The following is a 20,852-nucleotide window of genomic DNA, read 5'->3' as shown; positions in this document are numbered from 1 at the left end:
CGAAAATGACAGCGACAAATGCTAAAGCCCAAAGCGCTGCTTCAGGAACGACGCCACCGCTGCTTCGCCGTGGTGGCCGATCCGCTGGGCTTCTGGCACACGGTCAAACAGCGCCGGATGGGCGTTGGCCATCACCTGGGCCTCGCCTGCCAGGGTGAGCATTTCGGTGTCGTTGAGATTATCGCCAAAGGCCAGGCAGTCGGCGGCGGTGAGCCCAAGCGACTCAAGCAACGCAGCGAGCGCCACGCCCTTATTCACCCCGCCCGCCATAATCTCTAGCGAGTCCACCGTGGAGTAGGTAATGTGCAGCCCATCACCATGCGCCGCTTGGGCCTGAGCCTCCAATTCTGCCAGCGCGTCCGGGTCGCCTAAATAGAGCACTTTACCTACGCCGTTGGCGTCCATTTGCTCCGGTGGCACAACCTCATAGCGAAAGCCCGTCGAGGCGTGCAGTGAAAGCAGGTGCGGCGCTTCGGCATCCACATGCCAGCCCGCTTCGCGGTAAAGGGTGAGGCGCACTTGGGGCGGTCGGGGTAAATGAATCAGCGTGTGGGCGTGATCCGGGTTGAGATGCGACGCGCTCACCAAGCCATCGTCCGGATCGTGGGTGTAGGCCCCGTTGGTGCTGATTAGGTGAGCAGGCACGCCCAGCTCGTCGCGGAATACGCGCATATCGTGGTAGTGGCGGCCAGAGGCCAGCGCCAAATGGTGCCCCTGCTGAACCAACTCTTGGAGCACCTCCACGGTGATGTCATGTAACCGATGGTCGCTGCCCAGCAACGTACCGTCCAGGTCGGAAACGATCAGGCGAGGGGTCATAAAAGCACTCCTTGTGCGTTAGCAGGGTTAGCGTGGCAGTTCGCTCAGCTTAACCGATTCAGCCAACCGTAAGTAAGTCATTGACCTGCCGTCGCAGTCGCCACTTCCCCAGGGGCAACGATTGGCGCGGCCAGTGGGAATCCGTATAGTGGCAACCTACTCTCGCCAACTGATTGAACACATGCTTCAAAACAACTCCCTGCTTGCCCAGCTCAAGCAACAGATCCGTGAAACCACCCCGCGCGCTGAAGGGGTGATCAAAGCCACAGAAAAAGGCTTTGGTTTTCTTGAAACTGATAGCGGCGAATCCTATTTCGTGCCGCCCCCCGCCATGAAACAGGTGCTGCACGGCGACCGTGTGGAAGCCGTGATTCACGAGAACGGCGATAAAAAATCGGTTGAGCCTGAAAAGCTTATTGAAGCCGGTTTAGACCGCTTTGTTGCTCGCGTGCAAAAGCGCGAAGGCCGCCTTGCGGTGGTGCCGGACCACCCCTCGATTCGCAACGTTCTAAAAGCACGCATCAAAAACAGTCTGGATGAAGACTCGATTGCCGACGGCGATTGGGTCGTAGCGCGTTTGGTGCGTCACCCGCTAAAAGAGAACGACCGCGGCTTCTTCACTCAGATTGATGAGCTAGTGGCCAAAGCCGATAACCCGGCCGTGCCGTGGCGCGTGACGCTTGCTCGCCACGCGCTGGAGCAAGAGTGCCCGGATGCCGGCACCGACTGGCCGCTGCACGATGAAGGCCTCACCCGCGAAGATCTCACCGAGCAGCCGTACTTCACGATCGACGGCGAAAAAACCCGCGATATGGATGACGCGCTGCACGTAGCAGCACGCCCGGAAGGCGGCTGGCAGCTGAGCGTTGCGATTGCCGACCCCACCGCTTATGTGGAAGAGGGCCACGCTGCTGACCTGGAAGCCCGCGTCCGAGCATTTACCGTGTACCTGCCGGGCCAGAACGTGACCATGCTACCCGAGCAGCTAGCCGATGACCTGTGTTCACTATGGGAAGGCCAAGAGCGCCCTGCCCTGGCCTGCACGCTGAACATTAACGCCGACGGCAGCCTGGGCGACTACCGCTTCTTCGCGGCCAACGTGAAGTCCCACGCTAAGCTGGTTTACGAGCGCGTCTCTGACTGGGTTGACGGCCAAGGCGACTGGGCACCAGCAGATAATATTGCCGAGCAGCTACACGCCCTGCGTGAGCTGACCGAAGCGCGTACCGCGTGGCGTAACGAGCACGCGCTGGTATTTAAAGATCGTCCGGATTACGTGTTTGATCTGGATGAAGCGGGCAACGTGCTGGGGATTCATACCGAAGACCGCCGCATAGCCAACCGCATGATCGAAGAGTCGATGATTGCCGCCAACGCCTGCTGTGCGGATTTCCTGGCCAGCCATATCGGCCACGGCATCTTTAACGTGCACCGCGCTTTCGAGCCGGAAAAAGCCGAAGCGGCACAAGAGTTCCTGGCGACTCAGGAAATCGAAGTGGCCCAGGAAGCACTCACCGAGCTTGCCCACTATAAAGAGCTAAAGCGTGCGCTTGAGAGCCGCGACGACGCTTGGTTGGATGCGCGCCTGCGCCGTTTCCAGGGCTTCACCAGCATGTCGGCCCAGCCTGGCCCGCACTTCGGCCTGGGCCTGCCCGCCTACGCCACCTGGACCTCGCCGATTCGTAAGTATGGCGATATGGTCAACCACCGCTTGATCAAGCGCGTGCTGAAGGGCGAGCAGGCACCGGCTGAAGCCAGCCAGCAACTCACCGAGCAGCTCACCGAGCGCCGCCGCCTGAACCGCATGGCCGAGCGCGACGTGAAAGATTGGCTCTACGTGCGCTACCTGACCCCGGCCGCGCAGAATCAGGATACCTTCGATGCAGAGATCATGGCGATCAACCGTGGCGGCATGCGAGTTCGCCTGATCGAGAACGGCGCGACGGCGTTCGTGCCTGCCCCTTTGATGCACAGTGACCGCGATAAAGTGGTGATTGATGACAAAGAGGGCCGCATTCAGATCGAAGGCGAAGAGCGCTTCAAGCTAGGCGATAGCCTGCGCGTATCACTCACGGAAGCCCGTGAAGAGACGCGCTCGCTGGTAGCCAAGCCCGCCGCTTAGCACTCTCTTCTAAGCTTCACTACACAACAACGGCGCCTTACGGCGCCGTTGTTGTGTCTGTGGCAGTGATAGGTGAGAGCATTTATTCAGCGTGCTGGTGCTGCAAGAAGAAACGCAGCATTTCCTGAGAGGCATTGGGGCCTTTGGGGTCGGTATAGCTGCCCTTAGCGCTGCCCCCTGACCAGGCATGGCCCGCGCCGTGAATGCGCCACTGCTCCATTTGGAGCTTACCCTTCGCGTCATGGTGCGTGGTACGGGTATAGGAGTGGCCATTCGCCACACTTCCCTGCTCCACCTCCGCCCCTGCTTGGCGTGATTGACGGTACTGGGCGGCCACGCGTTGCGCATTGCTAGGGTGCACGGTGGTGTCACGATCTCCATGAAATATAATCACGGGCACATCCGATGCCCAATGAGTGCCTTGTGTTTTCCCACCGCCCAGCGGCCCGGAGCCTCCTTGCATGGCACTTAACGCATCGGGAAGGCTTTGGGCGACGCCGTGGGGTAGCCCGGAGTGCACGCCTACCGCCGCAAACAGGTCTGGGTAGGTCATCGCCAGGGTAGTTGCCATGGCCGCGCCTGCAGAAAGCCCAGCCACATAGACCCGCGTTTCATCTAGCCCGTGGGTATCGATGATCTGGCGGGCCATGGCGGCAATGATGACGGGTTCACCTTTCTCACGCTGCTGGTCTTCGGCCTTAAACCAGTTCCAGCATTTCGAGCTATTCGCGGTCATCGGCTGAGCGGGATAAAGCACACAGCACAGCTGCTCTTCGGCTAACCGGTTCATCTCGGTTCCGGCAGCGAAATCATCAGGGTTCTGCGTGCAGCCATGCAGCATCACTACCAGCGGCAGCGCCTGCCCATGATAGCCGCTAGGAATATATAGTTTGTAATCACGCGACCCCACAGGGTGGGTAAACCGACCGCCAGTAAACGCGCCTGGCTGCGGTTTCTCGCTGGGGCTCGGCGCTTGCTCGGCTTGCGCCATGCCACCACGATACTTCATCCACTTATCGCGCCATGCTGCCGGCATCTGAATATCACCGGGCGAGAATGTTCCCGCTGGCGACTCAGAAGGCTCGGGCTTCGATACGGTGGCTTCTCCATCAATGACCTCACAGGTCCCATCAAAAGTATCGCCTTGCTGATAACTGCTGTGCTGATAACTACCGTGCTGAAAAGAGTTATCCGGTGTTTCTGCGCTTCTAACGTCGGGACTGCCGCCCTGGAGAAGCGCCATGGCCTCTTGTAGTTTTCCCGCGCGGGTGAGCCGCGTTGCTTCTTCCATTCGCTTCGTCATCGTGACATCGATCATTTTCAATATCCTTATTCAATGATGGCGTGGTCAGCGCTTATTGAGTGAGTCGTTCAGTGGATGCGATCCGCCAGAGCGGCTTTCACCGCTTTGCTGGCATGAAGTGCGCCCAAAACCACCACGGACTCGATAGTGGCAAGGGCCAGCTCAGGCGTCACGTCGTCGGCAATGCTGGCCATGCCCAGCACTTGAATTTGCAACGTCTCCCCGGCTGACTGCAGCGCCTCTAGATCTGCACGGCTGTAATGCTCAAGGCCCAATACAAACGCCTTACGGCTCACGGTCTCTTTGACGACCTCAGCATGGGTCGCTAACTGATTACGAATAGCGGTGCGAATTAGATCGGTCCGGTTGGAGTAAAAGCCTTCCTGAACCAGCAGGTCGATCTGCCCCAGGTCAACCACCCCCAGGTTAATGGTGATCTTTTCACTGGAATCACCGCCCTTACGGCGCAGTTCATGCACGCTCATGTGTCCTTCCTCGTTGTGCTCAATCATCAATCGGCGGGTGGATGTTGCTGGATGTGAGGCTTTTGAAACCGTGCCGCCAATGTAAGCACGTTACAAATATCAGCACGTCACCAATCTCTAAACCATCCAATTAGAATCCATATACCATCCATATAGATGTTATATTAGCCTGATTCGGCAAACAGTCAACTAACACGCACAAGAGAACGTCCATCGGCAACAAAGCCGATAGCTGGCAATGGGGGTGAAAAGTGGAATGGGATGAAATAGAAAGCTGGAAACGGTTCGCAGGAAATAAAAAGTGGCGGCTCAATTGTCGCCGAATTGACTTATTTCTATCCTAAGGTAATTCGATGACACTCATGTGGCTCGGAGGTTACCTTGCACATCGCCGATGTGACTATGTTTCACGCCCCGGCAAGCGGCGGCGTTCGCACCTATTTACAGGCTAAACACCGCGTGCTCTCGCGCACGCCTAACCTTCGCACCAGCCTGCTGGTGCCGGGGCCTGAGCGTGATAGTTTAGGCGACCACCACACGCTACCGGCGCTGCACCTACCCCTTGGGCAGGGCTATCGATTCCCGCTGCGCCGCCGCCCTTGGCGTGATGCTTTGGTAGACCTCTCCCCCACGTTAATCGAAGCAGGCGACCCTTACGTCACCGCTTGGGCCGCGCTGGAGGCTGGCCAGCGCTTGGGCGTGCCGGTGGTGGGTTTCTATCACTCGGATTTACCCCACTTGATGGGTGACCGTTTTGGCCGTCATGTTCGCCAACGGCTGATTCGCTACGTGGTGGACCTGTACCAGCGCTTTGATAGCGTACTGGCTCCCTGCCATGCGATGGCCAACCGACTCACCGAGTGGGGCGTGCCTAACGTGCGCGTGCAGTCGTTGGGGGTTGATTTAGAGCAGTTTCACCCTTCACGGCGCGACCCCGGCTTCCGTGCGGCCATGGGTATTCCTGAAGATAAGAAGCTGCTGATTTTTGTCGGCCGCTTCTCGCGAGAAAAGAATATCGACGTACTGCTAGCCACCATGCGGGCGCTTGGCAGCGACTACCACCTGCTGCTGATGGGGCCGGGCATGCCGACTCAAGTGCCCAGCAATGTCACGGTGGTCAACCGCTGCTGCGGTAGCCATGAAGTGGCCAGGGCGCTTGCCAGTAGCGATGCGCTGCTGCATGCGGGCACCCGCGAAACCTTTGGGCTGGTGGCCCAGGAAGCGATGGCCAGCGGCCTGCCGGTGATTGGCGCGCGGGCAGGCGCGCTGATTGAGAACGTGCCCTTGGGCGCGGGCGTGCTCTGCCAGCCGCTTGACCCTGACGCGATGGCGGACGCCTGCTCCGCGCTGTTTAGCAACGATATTGCCGCCAGCGGACGCTACGCGCGACATTACGTGGAGCGCCAGTTTAGCTGGGATAGCGTCATTGGCTCGCTGCTCACGCACTATGTCGATCTCTGTGGACTCGAACAGCCTGATGCCCTTGCCCTCCGCCGCTAAACCTCAACGGCTGCTGCGCTTTCGTCCGCTACACGGCGTTCTACTGCTGGCTGCCCTGGTAGCGCCGCTGGTGCTCACATCGCTTGCGGGTGGCAGCCAAGCGTTTGAGCATGTGGCGCAGTTTCCCATTGGCCTGCTGGTTCTGATGATCGCCATGGCGGCGCTGTGCTGGAACTTGAACGCCGCCCGGCTGCGCCTGATGCTGAACGGCCGCGCCGGCCAGCTTGGGCAGCGGGGCGCGCTGGGCATCGAGCTGGCGGCGAAGTGCGCGCTCTGCGCGACGCCAGGCGGTAGCGGCGGCCCGGCCACGCTGCTGTTACTACTTGCCCAGCGGGGCTTTTCGCCCTCGAAAGGCACCGCCGTGTTTCTCATCGACCAGGGGTGCGACCTACTGTTCTTTCTGCTAATGCTGAGCGGTTTGGTGGCGATGTCGGTTTTCGGTGATGCCCAGTGGCCACACCAGGGGCTGGTACAGCTCTCGTTACTGGGATTGGCGCTGTTAGCGGTGGGCGTCTCGCTGATGATGGGGTACTTACCGAAGCTGCTGCGTACTCGACGCCAGTGGCTGGCCTGGATTCGCCCTAGCCGCAGGCGCTGGCTGGTCCGGCGGCTGTTACGCTGTCGCCATGCGCTGCGTATGACGCTGGCGCTACCCAAAGCCACGCTGGCAGCGATGCTGGCACTCACAACCCTGCACTGGCTGCTGCGCTACAGCTTGCTTTACCTAGCGGTGATTGGCATCGGTGGACATGCCGACTGGCTCTGGACGTTTTTAACCCAGATGCTGGCCATGGCCGCCAGCCAATTCAGCTTTCTCCCTGGCGGCGCGGGGGCGGCTGAAGTGGGTGTAGGAAGCTTGCTGCTGCCCTTAATGGGCCGGGAGCAGGCCGCGGCTGCCGTGCTGGTCTGGCGGCTGATTAGCTACCACCTGTATCTTGCCGCCGGCGCGCCGCTGCTAATGCTCTACAGCGCGCGTCTGCTGCGTCAGCGCTAGCCTCCTCACCGCTTTACTTAACCTCCTCAAACGCAAAAAGGGCACCCGAAGGTGCCCTTTTCAGCGTCACGAAAAAAGTGCGCGGCTTACCAGCCGGTTACTTCTTTCAGCGCGTCGCCAATTTGCGCCAAAGAACGAACGGTTTTCACACCGGCGTCTTCAAGAGCCGCAAATTTCTCATCGGCAGTACCTTTACCGCCAGAGATGATGGCGCCCGCGTGGCCCATACGCTTGCCAGGAGGTGCAGTCACACCGGCAATGTAGGAAACCACCGGCTTGGAAACGTTGGCTTTGATGTAAGCCGCGGCTTCTTCTTCGGCGGTGCCGCCGATTTCGCCGATCATCACGATCGCTTCGGTTTTCGGGTCCTTCTCGAACATCTCGAGAATGTCGATGAAGTTAGAACCCGGAATCGGGTCGCCGCCGATACCAACACAGGTAGACTGACCGAAACCGTGGTCAGTGGTCTGCTTAACGGCTTCGTAAGTCAGGGTACCAGAGCGGGAAACGATACCTACGCGGCCCGGCTGGTGAATGTGACCCGGCATGATACCGATTTTGCACTCACCGGGAGTGATTACGCCCGGGCAGTTCGGGCCGATCAGGCGTACGCCCAGCTCGTCGCATTTTACTTTCGCTTCGAGCATGTCGAGGGTCGCGATGCCTTCGGTGATGCACACGATCAGCTTGATGCCAGCGTTAGCAGCTTCAAGGATCGAGTCTTTGCAGAACGGTGCCGGTACGTAGATCACGCTGGCTTCTGCACCAGTTTTCTCAACCGCTTCTTTCACGGTGTTGAAAACGGGCAGGCCCAGGTGCGTCTGGCCGCCTTTGCCCGGCGTAACACCACCGACCATTTGCGTGCCATAGGCAATCGCCTGCTCGGAGTGGAACGTGCCCTGGCCACCGGTGAAACCTTGGCAGATGACCTTGGTGTTCTTATCGATCAGGATGCTCATTACTTGCCCTCCGCTGCTTTTACAACCTGCTGAGCCGCGTCGGTCAGACTGGTAGCAGCGATGATGTTCAGACCGCTAGACGCCAGTTTTTCAGCGCCCAATTCAGCGTTGTTACCTTCCAGGCGAACGACAACCGGGACGTTAACGCCCACTTGCTCAACGGCACCGATGATGCCTTCAGCAATCATGTCGCAACGAACGATACCGCCGAAGATGTTCACCAGAACAGCTTTCACGTTGTCGTCAGACAGGATGATCTTGAACGCTTCTGCGACGCGCTCTTTGGTCGCGCCGCCGCCAACGTCCAGGAAGTTAGCGGGTTTGCCGCCACTCAGGTTGACGATGTCCATGGTGCCCATGGCCAGGCCTGCGCCGTTCACCATGCAACCGATGTTACCGTCGAGAGCAACGTAGTTCAGTTCCCACTTCGCCGCGTCGGCTTCACGCTGATCTTCCTGGGAAGGATCGCGCATGGCCTGCAGGTCCGGGTGACGGTACAGGGCGTTGCTATCCAGGCCCAGTTTGGCATCCAAGCAGTGCAGGTTGCCTTCGTCAGTGATGACCAGCGGGTTGATCTCAAGAAGTGCCAGATCTTTGTCGTGGAACAGCTTGGACAGACCCAGGAAAATCTTGGTGAACTGCTTCACCTGATCGCCTTCCAGACCCAGCGCAAAGGCCAGCTCGCGAGCTTGGTAGGGCTGTGCGCCGACCAGCGGATCGATTTCAGCTTTGAGGATCTTTTCCGGCGTCTCTTCGGCGACGGTTTCAATCTCAACACCGCCTTCGGTAGAGGCCATGAAGACCACACGGCGGGTAGTACGGTCAACAACCGCACCCAGGTAGAGCTCGTCTGCGATGTTGGTGCAGGTCTCTACCAGAATTTTAGCAACCGGCTGACCTTTTTCATCAGTCTGGTAAGTCACCAGGTTTTTACCCAGCCACTGCTCGGCGAAGGTTTTAGCTTCTGCCGGGTCTTTAATCAGCTTAACGCCGCCCGCTTTACCGCGGCCACCAGCGTGAACCTGGGCTTTAACCACCCACATGTCACCGCCGATTTTTTTGCACGCTTCTACTGCTTCTTCGGGAGTGTCCACGGCAAAGCCTTTGGACACTGGCAGACCATAATCAGCAAACAGCTGTTTGCCTTGATACTCGTGAAGGTTCATCGATTCATGCCATTGGTTGCATGTGACTCGAACGATGATCAGTTGACTTAACAGCGTATCTGTACCGCCCTGACCATCCCCGTACTTTCAGTTTCCTACAAGCTACCGCGCAGGGCTGAAAGTGTTGCGCCACCTGACGGTGGCGCTTGGTTGTTGCTTAGCGAATTACTTACGCTTCTTACGGTTTGCCATATGAATCGCATGGCCTTCTACCGCAAGTGCCGCTTCGTGCACGGCTTCCGACATGGTCGGGTGCGCGTAGCAGGTCAGCGCGAGGTCTTCAGCGCTAGAGCCGAATTCCATCGCGATCACGCCCTGGGCGATCATTTCACCCGCGTGCTGACCTACGATGTGCATACCGAGGATACGGTCAGTTTCCGCATCGGCAATGATCTTGGCGCTGCCTTCGGTAGCGTTGTTCGCCATGGCACGGCCGCTGGCCGCGAAGGGGAAGCTGCCAGTTTTAACTTCGATGCCCTTCGCTTTGGCATCTTGCTCAGTCATACCGACCCATGCCACTTCAGGGAAGGTGTAAATCACGTTCGGGATGGTGTCGTAGTTCATCTCGGCTTTGTGGCCGGCGATGATGTCCGCCACCATGATGCCTTCTTCAGACGCTTTGTGCGCCAGCATCGGACCGCGTACACAGTCACCGATGGCGTAAACGCCCGGCACGTTGGTGCGGCACTGGTCGTCAACGAAGATGAAACCGCGCTCGTCCAGCTCAACGCTCACACCGTCAGCGATGACGCCTTTGGTGTAGGGGCGACGGCCAACACAAACGATCAGCTTATCGAAGGTCATTTCCTGTTCGCCGTTGGCATCGGTGTACTTGACGACAACTTCTTCGCCTTTTGACTCCGAACCGGTCACACGAGCGCCCAGTTTAATATCCATGCCCTGCTTCTTGAGCAGTTTCTGGGTCTCTTTGGCAATCGCGGTGTCGACCATCGGCAGGAAGGAGTCCATCGCTTCCAGTACGGTCACTTCAGAACCTAAACGGTTCCATACGCTGCCCAGCTCAAGGCCGATAACACCGGCACCGATAACGCCAAGACGCTTCGGCGTTTCCTGGAATTCCAGCGCACCGGTGGAATCAACAATCAGGCCTTCGGTCAGCGGGGTCGGCGGAATTTCAACCGGCACAGAACCCGCCGCGATGACGATATTGTCAGCGTCATACGTGGTGGTATTGCCGTCTAGGCCAGTGACTTCAACCTGCTTGCCAGAGACCACTTTACCGGTGCCTTCAATCGCGGTAACGCCGTTGGCCTTGAACAGGCCAGAGATGCCGCCGGTCAAGTTCTTAACGATCTTGTCCTTGCGAGCCATCATCTTTTTGACGTCCATAGTGACGTCGCCGGCATTGATACCCATATCATCGAAATCGTGCTTGGCTTCGACGAACTTGTGCGAGGCTTCAAGCAACGCTTTGGATGGGATACAGCCAACGTTCAAACACGTACCACCGTGAACGACATTGCCTTCTTTACCAATCCATTTTTCAACACAGGCGGCTTTCAGGCCCAGCTGCGCAGCGCGAATAGCCGCTACGTAGCCACCAGGTCCTGCACCGATAACGATCACATCAAACTTGTCAGCCATGTTGGCTCCTTTAGCTTGGTTGCCTCCCCCCCGTTTTGATCTAAACCAGGCAGGAGGCAAAGTGCGATTGCATAGAACGTTACATTAACAGCGAAGGCGGATCAGCGCGCTTCGTTATACGTCCAGCAGCAAGCGAGCCGGGTCTTCCAGCAGCTCTTTAATAGTCACCAGGAATCTTACCGCATCTTTACCATCAATCATGCGGTGGTCGTAGGAGAGCGCCAAATACATCATCGGGCGAATCTCGACCTTACCATTCACCGCCATGGGGCGATCCTGGATTTTATGCATGCCCAGGATAGCGGTTTGCGGCGGGTTGATAATCGGCGTGGACATCAGGGAGCCGAACGTACCACCGTTGGTGATCGTGAAGGTACCGCCAATCATGTCGTCCATGCCCAGCTTACCGTCACGGCCGCGCTTGCCGAAATCGACAATGGTGCGCTCAACGTCAGCAATTTTCATGCTGTCGGTGTCACGCAGAACCGGTACGACCAAGCCACGGTCGGTGGATACCGCAACACCGATATCTTGGTAACCGTGGTAAACGATATCGGTACCGTCGATAGAGGCATTCACGTCCGGGAAGCGTTTGAGCGCTTCAGAAGCTGCTTTTACAAAGAAGCCCATAAAGCCCAGCTTGATGTCGTGGGTCTTTTGGAAAGTATCTTTGTACTGAGCACGCAGGGCCATGATTTCAGTCATGTCCACTTCATTGTACGTGGTCAGCATGGCAGCGGTTTGCTGTGCCTGAACCAAGCGCTTAGCGATGGTTTGACGCAGACGGGTCATCGGTACGCGCTTCTCTTCACGCTCACCCTGCACCGCAGGCGCCGCAGCGGCTTTGGCCGGTGCAGAAGACTTGGCCGCTTTCTTAGCAGACCCATCTTTCACTGCTTTCTGAACATCTTCTTTCAGAATGCGACCGCCTTTGCCGGTGCCTTCGATCTTGGAAACATCCAGATCGTGCTCGGCCACCATTTTACGTGCCGCAGGCGCGAGGATTTTGTCACCGACTTTCTCATCGGCACCTTCATCGTCGCTGCTGGTATCGGCAGCTGCGGGCGCTGAATCACTGCCGCTTTCGCCACCAGCACCTTCAGCAAAGATCGCCAGAACCGCTTCCGATTCTACTTGGCTGCCTTCTTCGGCTTTAATTTCAGCCAGAGCGCCGTCAGCAGGAGCAACAACTTCCAGCACGACTTTGTCGGTTTCGATGTCGGCCAGCACTTCATCGCGCTTAACCGCTTCGCCTACTTTCTTGTGCCAAGTGGCAACGGTGCCTTCCTGGATAGACTCAGGGAAGCTAGGCGCTTTTACATCATGCTTTTTACCGCCGCCAGCAGGCTTAGACTCTGCTTTTGATTCGGTTTTTTCAGCGCTGCTATCGCTAGAAGAGCTCTCTTTAGAAACGCTATCTTCTTTGCTGCTAGACGCGCTGGCATCGCCAATTTTGCCCAAGATTTGCTCAGACTCAACGGTATCGCCCTCTTCGGCCATCACGTCGGTCAGGGTACCCGCTTCCGGTGCGACGACTTCGAGCACCACTTTGTCGGTTTCGATTTCAACAATCAGCTCGTCACGCTCGACGCTATCGCCCGGCTTTTTATGCCACGCAGCTACAGTGCCTTCGGCAACGGATTCCGGAAAGGTTGGCGCTTTGATATCAATAGCCATGTCGTTTCCCTTATATGTTCTCTAAATCCGGTGGGCGCTTATAGGTTAAAAGCGTCTTCCACCAGCTGGCGCTGCTGTTCAGTGTGGACGGACATGTAGCCCGCTGCCGGAGCAGCCGAGGCGGGACGCCCTGCGAATTTCAACTCACGTCCTAGGCCGTCTTTCAACATATCGGCCACGGCACGCATGTGGTGCTGACTGGAGTACCAGGCGCCCTGGTTCAGAGGCTCTTCCTGACACCACACGATGTCTTCCACATTGGCATACGCCTGGAGCACTTCCAGAAGCTCTTCTTTCGGGAAGGGGTAGAGCTGCTCTAGACGAATAATCGCCGTATCGTCACGCTCGTTCTCAGCGCGCCAGTTAGCCAAGTCGTAGTAGACCTTACCAGCACACATCACCACGCGAGTCACTTTATCGGCAGCGAGATTCGCTTGGTCCGGCAGCACCATATGGAACTTGCCGTGGGCGAGATCTTCCAGGCTCGACACTGCTTCTTTGTGGCGCAGCAGCGATTTCGGCGACATCACCACCAGCGGCTTACGCAGCGGACGGATAACCTGACGACGCAGCAGATGATAAATCTGCGCGGGCGTGGTCGGTACGCACACCTGCATATTGTGCTCGGCGCACAGCTGCAAGAAGCGCTCTAAACGGGCAGAAGAGTGCTCAGGACCCTGGCCTTCATAGCCATGTGGCAGCAGCATGGTTAAACCACACAGACGGCCCCACTTGGTCTCACCCGAGGAGATAAACTGATCCACCACCACCTGGGCGCCGTTGAAGAAGTCACCAAACTGCGCTTCCCAAATAACCAAGTCATTCGGGGCGGTGGTCGAGTAACCATACTCAAACGCCAATACGGCTTCTTCTGATAGGAAGGAGTCGTGAATAGTGAAACGTGGCTGGCCGTCAGACATGTTCTGCAGCGGCACGTAGGTGGAGCCATCTTTTTGGTTGTGCACCACCGCATGGCGGTGAGAGAACGTACCGCGACCCACGTCCTGACCGGTAATCCGGATCGGGTGGCCTTGGTCCAACAGCGTGGCGTAGGCCAGCGTTTCCGCAAAGCCCCAGTTGAGCCCCATACCGCCCGCCTGCATTTTGCGACGGTCTTCATAGATCTTGGCAACCTGGCGCTGAACATCGACACCGTCGGGAATGTCGCACATCTTCGCGGCTAGCTGCTGAAGGCGCTTCATATCGAAGGTGGTGTCGGCGTCGCCGGTCCACTCATGACCAAGGTAAGGTGCCCAATCCACAAACAGCGAAGTGTTGGGTTCTTGTACCAGCGCATTGGCAACGTGATTACCAGCCACTAGGTCATCACGGTAGGTTTCTACCATGGCCTTAGCGTCTTCTTCAGTAATGACGCCCTGCTCCACCAAACGCTGCGCGTACAGGGTGCGTGAAGAAGCGTGGTCTTTAATCTTAGCGTACATCATCGGCTGGGTGCCTGACGGCTCATCAGCCTCGTTGTGGCCACGGCGGCGGTAGCACACCAGGTCAATCACAACGTCTTTCTTAAACTGCTGGCGGTAATCCAGCGCCACTTGGGTCGCGTGGATCACTGCGTCAGGATCATCGCCGTTGACATGGAAAATCGGCGCCTGAACCATTTTAGCAATGTCAGTACAGTATTCCGTGGAGCGTGCATCCAAGGGGTTAGAGGTCGTAAAGCCCACTTGGTTGTTGATGACGATATGCACCGTGCCGCCTGTTTTATAGGCACGGGTTTGAGACATCTGGAATGTCTCCATCACCACGCCCTGGCCGGCGAAGGCGGCATCACCATGGACGTTGATGGGCAGTACTTTGCTGCCTTCATCATCGTTACGGCGGTCTTGGCGAGCGCGTACAGAGCCCTCGACAACCGGCGCTACGATTTCCAGGTGCGACGGGTTAAACGACATCGCCAAGTGAACTTCGCCACCCGGTGACATGACGTTCGAGCTGAAGCCCTGGTGATATTTAACGTCGCCGGAGCCACGCTCAATGACTTTCTTGCCATCGAACTCGTCGATCAGATCCGTGGGGTTTTTACCCAGAATATTGACCAGCAGGTTTAAGCGGCCACGGTGGGCCATGCCGATGACGACTTCTTTAGTGCCGTAACCGCCTGCTCGCTGAATCAGCTCGTCCATCATCGGTACGAACGACTCACCGCCTTCCAGACCGAAACGCTTGGTACCCGGATACTTCGATGCCAGATAGTTTTCCAAACCTTCCGCCGCAGTCAGCCGCTCCAGCACGTGCTTACGCACGTCGTCGCTAAACTTAGGCGCGCTGCGTACCGATTCAAACCGACGCTGTAGCCAGCGTTTCTCTTCGGTATCCACGATATGCATGATCTCGCAACCGATGGAGCGGCAGTAGGTCTGCTCCAGCGCATCAACGATGACACGCAGCGGTGCTTTATCAATACCAAGGAAAAACGAACCGGTCTGGAACTCGGTATCGAGATCAGCTTTAGAGAGCTGATGGAACGATAAATCGAGGTCGGGGACGGGGGTGGGATTACGCAGCCCAAGCGGGTCGATATTGGCCTTTTGATGGCCACGGAAGCGATAAGCGTTGATCAGCTGCAGGACTTTGACCTGCTTTTTGTTCTCACCGCTGTCGGAGGCGGCGACTACCCGGCCCGGGCGGCTTTCACGGCCCAGCTGGTAGAACTGATCACGAATGGGGCTTAGTGGAACATCGTGGGAGGCACTGCCCTCAGAACGTGGCAGCTGATCAAAATAGCTGCGCCATTCTTCTGAGACAGAATCAGGATCGGCGAGGTACTGCTCGTAAAGCGCTTCCACGTAGTGGACATTGCCACCACTAACGTGAGAGGAACGCCACATCAACTCCATTATGCCTTGTTGCATCTCTCGGTCACCCTGCACTGATGGGGTGGTATCGGCATCGCTGCATGCTAGCAACGACATCGCTATTGCCCTGCCGGCGGGGCGGGACGTTTGCCGGCGGCGCCGACCGGAGGCCGGAAGCCCTTATTCATACACGTATTTGCGACGCGTTTCATTACCAGTTCATGCTCAAAAGCCGGTACTTAAAGCACCGGCTTTTAAACTTGGCTGGTCATGGTGCGACGCGTCGCCGCACCATGACTGCCCCTATGATAACAAGCGAAGCGCTACGATTTAAGTAGCTTTATGCTGCAACTTACGTGGTAGACGCTTTTTCTTCATAGGATTAGGCAGTTACGTCGCGTCTGCGAGCAACATTTCACGAATTTTACCAATTGCGCGGGTCGGGTTGAGACCTTTCGGGCACACCGCCACGCAATTCATGATGCCGCGGCAGCGGAAGACAGAGAACGGATCTTCCAAGCTGGTGAGGCGTTCGCGGGTAGCGGTATCGCGGCTATCGGCCAGGAAGCGGTAAGACTGCAGCAGGCCAGCAGGACCAACGAACTTGTCCGGGTTCCACCAGAACGACGGGCACGATGTGGAGCAGCATGCACACAAAATACACTCGTACAGACCATCCAACTTGTCGCGCTCTTCCGGCGACTGCAGACGCTCAATGGCGGGCGCTGGCGTGTCGTTCTGAAGGTACGGCTGAATGCGCTCGTACTGCTTATAGAACAGACCCATGTCAACTACCATATCGCGAATGACCGGGAGACCCGGCAGCGGGCGCAGCGTCAGCTTGTTGCTTTTCACAACGTCTGACAGCGGCGTGATGCATGCCAAGCCATTTTTGCCGTTCATGTTCATGCCATCGGAACCGCACACGCCTTCACGGCAGCTACGGCGATAGGCCAAACCGCTGTCTTGCTCTTTCATCAGGTGCAACACATCTAGCACCATCAGATCGCGGCCTTTGGTATCGACCTGAAACTCCTGCATATAGGGCGCGGAGTCGGTTTCCGGATTATAACGGTATACGGATACCTGAAGATTGGACATGGTGACTCCCTCTCGTCAGTGCGGAGATTAGTAGGTGCGAACCTTAGGCTCGAACGTATCAACGGTTTTTGGCTTGAAGTTAACGTCGCGCTTCTTCAGCTCTTTGGTCGCTGGGAAGAAGAGCGAGTGTTTCAGCCAGTTGACATCATCACGGTCAGGGTAGTCGTAGCGCGAGTGTGCACCACGGCTCTCTTTACGCTCAAGGGCAGCAATCGCCGTTGCTTCTGCCACTTCCATCAGGTTGTCCAGCTCCAGCGCTTCCACACGTGCGGTGTTAAAGGCGTTGGATTTGTCCGGCAGGTGAGCTTTACCAATACGCTCACGCAGGTCCGCCAGCTTTTTGACACCCTCTTGCATGTTTTTCTCTTCACGGAATACACCGAAAGAGTTCTGCATAATGTCTTGCAGCTGTGCTTTTAGCTCAGGAATGCTCTCGCCGCCCTCTTCAGACTCGTTCCAGCGCGTAATACGCTTCATCGCGAATTCGATGTCTGACTCAGAAGCGTCGAGGTACTCGATACCTTCGTTCAGCGCGCCTTCGATGAACATACCCGCCGCACGGCCGAAGACCACCAAGTCCAGCAGTGAGTTACCGCCCAGGCGGTTAGCACCGTGTACCGATACACACGCCGCTTCACCACAGGCAAACAGACCGTTAACGATATGGTCGTTGCCATTCTCGTCTTGGGTAATTGCTTGGCCATGAATGTTGGTCGGAATACCGCCCATCATGTAGTGGCAGGTCGGAACGACCGGAATCGGGTCTTTCGCCGGATCAACGTGGGCGAAGGTTTTGGACAGCTCAACGATACCCGGCAGACGCTTGCCAAGGACTTCTTCGCCCAGGTGGTCAAGCTTCAGGAAGACGTGGTCGCCCTTCTCGCCACAGCCGCGGCCTTCAAGGATTTCCATGACCATGGAGCGCGCAACAACGTCGCGGCCTGCCAGGTCTTTGGCGTTGGGCGCGTAGCGCTCCATGAAACGCTCGCCATCCTTGTTGACCAAGTAACCACCTTCACCACGGCAACCTTCAGTGACCAAGGTGCCCGCACCGTAAATACCGGTCGGGTGGAACTGCCACATTTCCATGTCCTGCATCGGGAAGCCGGCGCGCAGCGCCATACCGATACCGTCGCCGGTATTGATCAGGGCATTTGTGGTAGAGGCGTAAATACGACCCGCACCACCAGTGGCCAGAACCGTGGCTTTCGATTTAACGTGAACCACTTCACCGGTTTCGATGCACATGGCGATACAGCCCACGACATCACCGCTGGCGTTCTTGACCAAATCGACCGCGTACCATTCGTTCAAGAACGTGGTGTTGTTCTTGAGATTGTTCTGGTACAGGGTGTGCAGCAGCGCGTGACCGGTACGGTCAGCGGCCGCACACGTACGTGCTGCCTGACCGCCTTCACCAAAGTTTTTCGACTGACCGCCGAACGGACGCTGATAAATACGGCCGTTATCGAAGCGCGAGAACGGCAGGCCCATGTGCTCAAGTTCAAACACCGCTTTGGGGCCTTCAGAACACATGTACTCAGCGGCATCCTGGTCAGCGATATAGTCGCCGCCTTTGACCGTGTCGTACATGTGCCAGCGCCAGTCGTCGTCTGGATCAGCGGACGCGATTGCGCAGGTAATACCACCCTGAGCAGAAACCGTGTGAGAACGTGTCGGGAACACTTTGGACAGTACGGCTGTCTTTTTACCGGATTTCGCCAGTTCAAGTGCAGCACGCAGGCCAGAGCCACCGCCACCGATGATGATGGCGTCAAATGTCAGGCTACGAAGGTTAGACATGTATCAAGCTCCCCACAGAATTTGAATGCCCCACACCAGGTACACGAAGATGGCCAGAATGATCAGCGTCTGGGCACCCACGCGCAGGCGAGTGGACTTGAGGTAATCGGTGGTGACTGTCCACAAACCGATCCAGGCGTGCGCGGCGATGGAAACAAACGCGAGCAGCGAGAAAATGCGCATCCAAGTCTGCTCAAACAGTCCGCTCCAGGTGTAGTAATCCAGGTTCGGGTTAAACAGCAGGTAGGCAACCACGAAGACCGTATAAAGGGCCAGGATCACTGCAGACACGCGCTGCATCAGCCAGTCGGATAGACCACTGCGGCCAAAACTTGTGATGTTGGTTACCATACCCAAACTCCTGCCAGAATAATCAGAACCGCACTCACTACGACGGTAGCCTGTGCCTTTTTAACGCCACCTTCTAAGGTCACACCAATATTGGCGTCCATCAGCAGGTGCTTAATGCCCGCCACAAAGTGGAATGCCAGGGCAGACAGCAGCCCCCACGCAACAAACTTGGCGAAGAAGTTATTAGCTAAGGCACTGCTGACAGCGTCAAAGCCAGCCGGAGATGACAGGGATTTACCCAACGCCCAAAAAGCGAAGATCAGACCAACGAACAGGATGACACCCGTAATACGGTGTGTAATCGACGTTAGCGCCGGCAGTGGGAAATGTATCGTAGTTAGGTCTAGGTTTACGGGTCGTTTGCTATTCACGGCGTTATACACACTCTCTTGGCCCGCTCTGCGACAGGTCGGGCATAGCCCGAGCGGGCAGTGGTTGCTGGAAGGGGCTCGGCCGTTGCCAAGTCGGGCACGACCACCTACCTGCCGGTCGCGCGCCGTGGATTATAAGAACCTTAGCCCCTGCTGACAAACCGATCTCAGGCTTAACTCGACCATGGTGCAAGAAAAATGCCGCCAACCCGAGTCGATTTTGCGATGCAGCATGGTTATAGTGACAGCAGATTGATGGTTTGATAAGCCTGATAACGTATCGTCAATCCTCTGGCACTTCGCTACTATGAACACCCTATTCATCATATACAAAAATTGTTCAAAACAACAATATCTGTACAAGCATGCATAGCGCTTAGGCTAATTGACAAAATGTCGCACACTTCTATAGTGGGCAAGCCTTTTCGCCGGCGCGGTATGCGAAACAACGACTTTACGTCCCAAACCGAATTCGAAAGGAGGCCTGCATGGCTGACAGGAAAGCGACATTGACGGTAGACGGTCTTGATAAAACGATCGAGCTACCCATGTATTCTGGCACACTTGGCCCCGACGTTATCGACGTGCGCGGCTTAGGTGCTGAAGGCCTGTTTACCTACGACCCCGGCTTTATGGCCACTTCTTCCTGCCAGTCCGCAATCACCTATATTGATGGCGGTAAGGGCGTACTGCTGCACCGCGGCTACCCCATCGACCAACTGGCTAAAGAGTCGAACTTTGTAGAAGTTTGTTACACCCTGCTGTTTGGCGAACTGCCTAACGACGAGCAGTACGCTGATTTCGAATCCCGCATTCGCAATCACACCATGGTGCACGACCAGATCAACAACTTCTTCAAAGGGTTCCGCCGTGATGCGCACCCGATGTCGATTTTGTGTGGCGTGGTCGGCGGCTTAGCAGCCTTCTACCATGACCACATGGATATCACCCAGGAAGAAGATCGGGTGATCAGCGCTATTCGCCTCATTGCTAAAATGCCGACTCTGGCGGCAATGTCGCACAAGTATAACGTTGGTCAGCCCTTCAACTACCCGCGCAACGACCTGAGCTATGCAGAGAACTTCCTCTACATGATGTTCAGCAATCCGTGCGAAGAGTACAAAATCAACCCGGTATACGCGAAAGCTATGGACCGCATCTTTATGCTGCATGCGGACCACGAGCAAAACGCCTCTACCTCGACTGTTCGCCTGGCAGGCTCTACCGGCGCCAACCCGTTTGCCTGCATCAGCGCCGGTATCGCGGCTCTGTGGGGCCCGGCCCACGGCGGTGCGAACGAAGCCGTACTGAATATGCTCGATGAGATTGGTGACGACTCAGAAGAGAACATTCAGCGCTTCGTGGATAAAGCCAAAGACAAGAACGACCCGTTCAAGCTGATGGGCTTTGGTCACCGCGTTTACCGCAACTTCGACCCGCGCGCCAAAGTGATGAAAGAGACCTGCGACGAAGTACTGGCCGAGCTAGGCATGGCCGACGACCCGCAGCTCAAAATCGCCAAGCGCCTGGAACAGATTGCCCTGGAAGATGAGTACTTCATCGAGCGCAAACTGTACCCGAACGTTGATTTCTACTCTGGCATCATCCTGAAAGCCATGGGCATTCCGACCAATATGTTCACCGTGATCTTTGCGGTATCACGCACCATTGGCTGGATCTCTCACTGGCACGAAATGTTGAGCGAAAGCTACAAAATTGGCCGTCCGCGCCAGCTGTATATTGGTCACGAAAAACGTGACTATCCAACAAAGTAATCGGC

Annotated in this window: 16 protein-coding genes; 4 read left to right on the top strand and 12 right to left on the bottom strand. The window is 56.9% G+C overall.

The window, feature by feature from the left end; genetic code table 11:
- Positions 1-21: 21 nt before the first annotated feature.
- Complete coding sequence (locus R0J87_RS05625) at positions 22-819, bottom strand: Cof-type HAD-IIB family hydrolase (protein WP_498884881.1); 798 nt, start codon at positions 817-819, stop codon at positions 22-24.
- Positions 820-1,000: 181 nt separating this feature from the next.
- Here R0J87_RS05625 and R0J87_RS05620 point away from each other — a divergent pair, with 181 nt between their 5' ends.
- A complete protein-coding gene (locus R0J87_RS05620; protein ID WP_498884967.1) occupies positions 1,001-2,941 on the top strand; it encodes an exoribonuclease II in 1,941 nt (646 codons plus the stop codon).
- 82 nt (positions 2,942-3,023) lie between these two features.
- Here R0J87_RS05620 and R0J87_RS05615 read toward each other — a convergent pair whose 3' ends face one another.
- Together R0J87_RS05615 and R0J87_RS05610 are read right to left on the bottom strand one after the other, a co-directional pair.
- Positions 3,024-4,259 carry an extracellular catalytic domain type 1 short-chain-length polyhydroxyalkanoate depolymerase gene (locus tag R0J87_RS05615; protein WP_498884879.1) on the bottom strand — a complete coding sequence of 412 codons (1,236 nt, stop codon included), beginning with the start codon at positions 4,257-4,259 and terminating at the stop codon, positions 3,024-3,026.
- A gap of 53 nt (positions 4,260-4,312) precedes the next feature.
- On the bottom strand, positions 4,313-4,729 hold the full coding sequence (locus R0J87_RS05610; protein WP_188638019.1) for a ribbon-helix-helix domain-containing protein: 417 nt from the start codon (positions 4,727-4,729) through the stop codon (positions 4,313-4,315).
- Between the two features lie 381 nt (positions 4,730-5,110).
- On the opposite strand from R0J87_RS05610, the gene gpgS reads away from it, so the two are divergent.
- Entirely contained in the window at positions 5,111-6,229 is a 1,119-nt protein-coding gene (gpgS, locus tag R0J87_RS05605; protein ID WP_498884876.1) for an N-acetylglucosaminyl phosphatidylglycerol synthase, read from the top strand.
- The gene (gpgF, locus tag R0J87_RS05600; RefSeq protein ID WP_404465598.1) at positions 6,207-7,223 is read left to right on the top strand and encodes a glucosaminyl phosphatidylglycerol flippase; all 1,017 of its coding nucleotides are present in this window, start codon (positions 6,207-6,209) and stop codon (positions 7,221-7,223) included. Before gpgS ends, gpgF begins: the two co-directional genes overlap by 23 nt.
- 86 nt (positions 7,224-7,309) lie before the next feature.
- Here gpgF and sucD read toward each other — a convergent pair whose 3' ends face one another.
- The 9 genes from sucD to sdhC all read right to left on the bottom strand — a co-directional run bounded on the left by sucD (position 7,310) and on the right by sdhC (position 19,072).
- Positions 7,310-8,182, bottom strand: a complete 873-nt coding sequence (gene sucD, locus R0J87_RS05595) for a succinate--CoA ligase subunit alpha (protein ID WP_188638016.1) — start codon at positions 8,180-8,182, stop codon at positions 7,310-7,312.
- Positions 8,182-9,348 carry an ADP-forming succinate--CoA ligase subunit beta gene (gene sucC / locus R0J87_RS05590; RefSeq protein ID WP_016914526.1) on the bottom strand — a complete coding sequence of 389 codons (1,167 nt, stop codon included), beginning with the start codon at positions 9,346-9,348 and terminating at the stop codon, positions 8,182-8,184. The genes sucD and sucC overlap by 1 nt, the downstream gene beginning before the upstream one ends.
- 165 nt (positions 9,349-9,513) lie before the next feature.
- Positions 9,514-10,953 (bottom strand): dihydrolipoyl dehydrogenase, encoded by a 1,440-nt coding sequence (lpdA, locus tag R0J87_RS05585; RefSeq protein WP_404345137.1) that lies wholly within the window; start codon positions 10,951-10,953, stop codon positions 9,514-9,516.
- A gap of 114 nt (positions 10,954-11,067) precedes the next feature.
- Entirely contained in the window at positions 11,068-12,630 is a 1,563-nt protein-coding gene (odhB, locus tag R0J87_RS05580) for a 2-oxoglutarate dehydrogenase complex dihydrolipoyllysine-residue succinyltransferase (RefSeq protein ID WP_498884873.1), read from the bottom strand.
- 38 nt (positions 12,631-12,668) lie between these two features.
- On the bottom strand, positions 12,669-15,503 hold the full coding sequence (locus R0J87_RS05575) for a 2-oxoglutarate dehydrogenase E1 component (protein ID WP_404345135.1): 2,835 nt from the start codon (positions 15,501-15,503) through the stop codon (positions 12,669-12,671).
- Between the two features lie 333 nt (positions 15,504-15,836).
- Entirely contained in the window at positions 15,837-16,547 is a 711-nt protein-coding gene (locus R0J87_RS05570; RefSeq protein ID WP_404345134.1) for a succinate dehydrogenase iron-sulfur subunit, read from the bottom strand.
- 27 nt (positions 16,548-16,574) lie between these two features.
- Positions 16,575-18,350 (bottom strand): succinate dehydrogenase flavoprotein subunit, encoded by a 1,776-nt coding sequence (gene sdhA / locus R0J87_RS05565; protein ID WP_188638011.1) that lies wholly within the window; start codon positions 18,348-18,350, stop codon positions 16,575-16,577.
- Between the two features lie 3 nt (positions 18,351-18,353).
- Positions 18,354-18,701 carry a succinate dehydrogenase, hydrophobic membrane anchor protein gene (sdhD, locus tag R0J87_RS05560; RefSeq protein WP_062373586.1) on the bottom strand — a complete coding sequence of 116 codons (348 nt, stop codon included), beginning with the start codon at positions 18,699-18,701 and terminating at the stop codon, positions 18,354-18,356.
- Positions 18,695-19,072 (bottom strand): succinate dehydrogenase, cytochrome b556 subunit, encoded by a 378-nt coding sequence (sdhC, locus tag R0J87_RS05555; RefSeq protein WP_217352983.1) that lies wholly within the window; start codon positions 19,070-19,072, stop codon positions 18,695-18,697. Before sdhC ends, sdhD begins: the two co-directional genes overlap by 7 nt.
- 488 nt (positions 19,073-19,560) lie before the next feature.
- Between sdhC and gltA the strand changes: the two genes are divergently transcribed.
- Entirely contained in the window at positions 19,561-20,847 is a 1,287-nt protein-coding gene (gene gltA, locus R0J87_RS05550; RefSeq protein WP_083026630.1) for a citrate synthase, read from the top strand.
- The last annotated feature ends 5 nt before the right edge of the window (positions 20,848-20,852 follow it).

Source organism: Halomonas sp. SIMBA_159, from assembly GCF_046536035.1.
GTDB classification, from domain to species: domain Bacteria; phylum Pseudomonadota; class Gammaproteobacteria; order Pseudomonadales; family Halomonadaceae; genus Vreelandella; species Vreelandella venusta_A.
The sequence above is the reverse complement of the archived record's forward strand: the minus strand, read 5'-3'. Positions and strand labels throughout refer to the sequence as shown.